Consider the following 2,942-nt stretch of genomic DNA (forward strand, 5'->3'; position numbering starts at 1 on the left):
ACGAAAAGTAAAATCTCTGTATTTGGCTCGTAGTTGCGCTTTAGCGCTAAAGCGCAACTACGAGCCAGTGATGATTATTTGCGCCCACTTACTTACCTACTTCGTTCGTACAACCCAGCGTAAATAAACCTACCATTTTAACAGGCACAAGCTTTAATATATCAACCTTTTTAGGACTTACTCATCAAGTACGAAATGTAGGGGCAATTCATGAATTGCCCCTAGTGCAAATCAAGACTTCCACCGCTTTTTTGCGTAAGTCCTACTTTTGAATGCGTGACTTCCGCCTTGCGGTACTAGTAGAGTATCACTCCTTGGTTATAAGCATTTATAAAACTCGTGTAGTCATACTCAACTTGAGTTGCATAGTCCACCGCAAAGTTAACAATTTCGTCTTTGAATACAGCCTTGTTACCGCTTGCAATATCAGTCACTTCTTTGTCAACGCTTACGGAAATAATCGCAGCATCATAGTCTTTATCAGAGATTGCATGGTTCTTGGCAACGACTTTCCCCACATACCCCACCGCATCCATAAATTTTGACTTAGTGGTTAGCAATGTATAGTCAAAGTCCACTTGGTAGGGTGATTTTTCATGTAGCATAAAAGGGATACTATTGACCGTAGTGTATCCAACCAAGGGGTCAGTATTGGAGAGCATTGCTTTAGTAGCGATTGCCACTCTCGCCCCTTCTTGGTTACCGTAAACTGAAGTTGGTAGTAGACCTGGAACTGCCATCGCAACTGCGCAACTGCCTTCTTGCTTCATCTCCAAAATGCGATCGTCGTCGCTTGCTGAACTTAGCCCCTCAATCAGCAGGTAATATCGGTACTTACCAAGACTACCAGTGCCTGAACCTAATTTTAACCGAATGTCTTTGAGAGCATAATAACTATTGTTGTAGCGTTTACTGCTAGGAATTGAGGCAATGTAACTGCTCATAGCCCCAGCAATGTCAGAATAGGTGCTTTTGAATACAGGCTGAAGTTCTGAGGTCGTCTGGAATACGCGATTGTTACTGTTATTTAACTGAGTGTACTTACTTAGCAAGCTAGAACGGCTGTTATCTGATGCCTTTTGAATCAAATCTTTGACCACACCGTTTGTATTGCCAGATTCCAAACGGTATGAAAGTTCGTCGTTGGTTCCCTTAAAATCACTCATTTTGTTCAAATAAGCATCCAAAAAATTACGGACAATATCTTGAGCATCACTTGAATTAAGACCGTTCTCTTTAGCTGCTAACAAAATGGAGACTGCCATCCGTCGCAAGTCCCAAACGTAGGGGCCAAGATAGCCTTCATCAAAATCAGTGGTGTCAAAAACATTGTTGTCGTTGCTATCTCTTATCCCTCCAAGATTTTGCAGATGCATATCTCCCTCTAACCAGATAGCTGAGGTTGAAGAATTCACAAATCCTGAACTTGGCAAGGTCTGCATATCACGATAAAAAATGTGATCTGTTCCCCGATAAAAGGCGAAAGGGCTAGCCTTCATCTTTTGCATTTTTGTTGCCAGTTCTTGAGGCAATTCAGAAGCAAAGGGATGATTGTATTGGTAAATTTCATTCTCCACCCAACTTGAACGGACAGTTGCTGCTTGAGTTGGAGATATAAACCCGAAAATTAAAATTAAGACAAATACAATTGCAGATATAGATATGTATTTGGGCATGACCGTCTCTTAAATAATTCGTAATTCGTAATTCGTAATTCGTAATTCGTAATTTGTAATAGAGCCTCCGGTACGCTCCGGGTTAAGCCAAGCGTTGCCGTAGGTTTTACGTAAATTTTGTTTTGTGACGAAGAGAAGTTTGTGGGGACGGCTTCCGTCCACAAAACTTCGGGGGATTTAGACCCCTAAACTTTGTTAAATGTAAAAAAATTGACTTTTGTTAGATTCTTGTATAGAGACAATCATCCGACAACAACTCTTTTATCACCTGGAGCCATAGTTTAGAAAGCGATCTAAAGCACAATGTAACAAGTATTCATAGTAAAGAATTCAAAAAGGTAAAATTATAAAGAACGGTCAGAATCTAATCATGTCAGCTATCCAAACAACTGTGGTTCTTGCCATGACGGCCGATGGAAAAATTAGCGCCGTAGATCCGAAAGCGCCTCGTGATTCCGATCCAGTTGATCAAGCACACCTAGAGTATCAAGCTTCTCTTGCCGATTTAGTCTTGGTTGGAGCAGGGACGATTCGGGCTGAAGGGGGAACCTATACAATTCGCAATCCCGAACTTTTGGCAGCACGAGAGGTTAGGGGTCAGTCTCCCCAACCTATTACCTGCGTTGTCTCAGGTTCCCTTGACCTATCGCTTTCCTTGCCTTTTTTAAGCCAGGAGATTGAGCGATGGATATTTACAACACGGACTGGTTTAGAGCGCAATTCTGATGCAACAAGTTTGCAAAAGCTGGCTGAATTAATCGATTTGGGAGAGACAGATATAGACTGGGATCGGGCTTACAGCTTGATGGCAGAGCGGGGTATTCACAAGGTCGTTGTTTTGGGAGGCGGTTCTTTAACAGCTGCTTTACTAAAGGCTGGGCGAATTGACGATTGGTGGTTGACAATTTGGCCCGTCATTTATGGAGGAAAGCACGCCCCTAGCCCAGTGGAAGGAGAGGGTTTTCTTCCCAAAGATGCTCCTCATCTCCAACTCGTCGAAACTCGTCAGGTTGGAAGTCAGTTGTTTTTACACTACCGCACACTCAATTGAGAATGCGCTGCCAGAATTAAGCTCTGTTATTGTTGACACTAAAAAGCGCCCTCCCTTTTGGGAGAGCGCTTTAAGATTTAGCTAAACTTTACTATTTAACCGTTGATAGCAGGAGCGGTTAGAGCTACAGGAGCAACATCTAAAGCTGCCAAATCTAAGGGGAAGTTGTGAGCGTTACGCTCGTGCATTACTTCCATACCCAAGTTAGCGCGGTT

At 42.8% G+C, this 2,942-nt stretch carries 2 protein-coding genes and 1 pseudogene; 1 reads left to right on the forward strand and 2 read right to left on the reverse strand.

Annotated elements, in window-relative coordinates:
• Positions 1–296 precede the first annotated feature (296 nt).
• Entirely contained in the window at positions 297–1,676 is a 1,380-nt protein-coding gene (locus V7K73_RS08695) for a DUF2252 domain-containing protein (RefSeq protein ID WP_334879010.1), read from the reverse strand.
• Positions 1,677–2,046: 370 nt separating this feature from the next.
• Here V7K73_RS08695 and V7K73_RS08700 point away from each other — a divergent pair, with 370 nt between their 5' ends.
• Positions 2,047–2,727, forward strand: coding sequence for a RibD family protein (locus V7K73_RS08700; RefSeq protein WP_334879012.1), 681 nt, complete (start codon positions 2,047–2,049; stop codon positions 2,725–2,727).
• A gap of 95 nt (positions 2,728–2,822) precedes the next feature.
• Here V7K73_RS08700 and V7K73_RS08705 read toward each other — a convergent pair.
• Positions 2,823–2,942, reverse strand: a pseudogene (locus tag V7K73_RS08705) (photosystem II q(b) protein); the annotation flags it as partial.

Source organism: Nostoc sp. (genome assembly GCF_036916975.1).
GTDB lineage: Bacteria > Cyanobacteriota > Cyanobacteriia > Cyanobacteriales > Nostocaceae > Nostoc.

Bases quoted from the DNA above. Each gene is read 5' to 3' on its own strand.
- V7K73_RS08700 (WP_334879012.1), top strand. From the start codon at position 2,047: ATGTCAGCTATCCAAACAACTGTGGTTCTTGCCATGACGGCCGATGGA.
- V7K73_RS08695 (WP_334879010.1), bottom strand. From the start codon at position 1,676: ATGCCCAAATACATATCTATATCTGCAATTGTATTTGTCTTAATTTTA.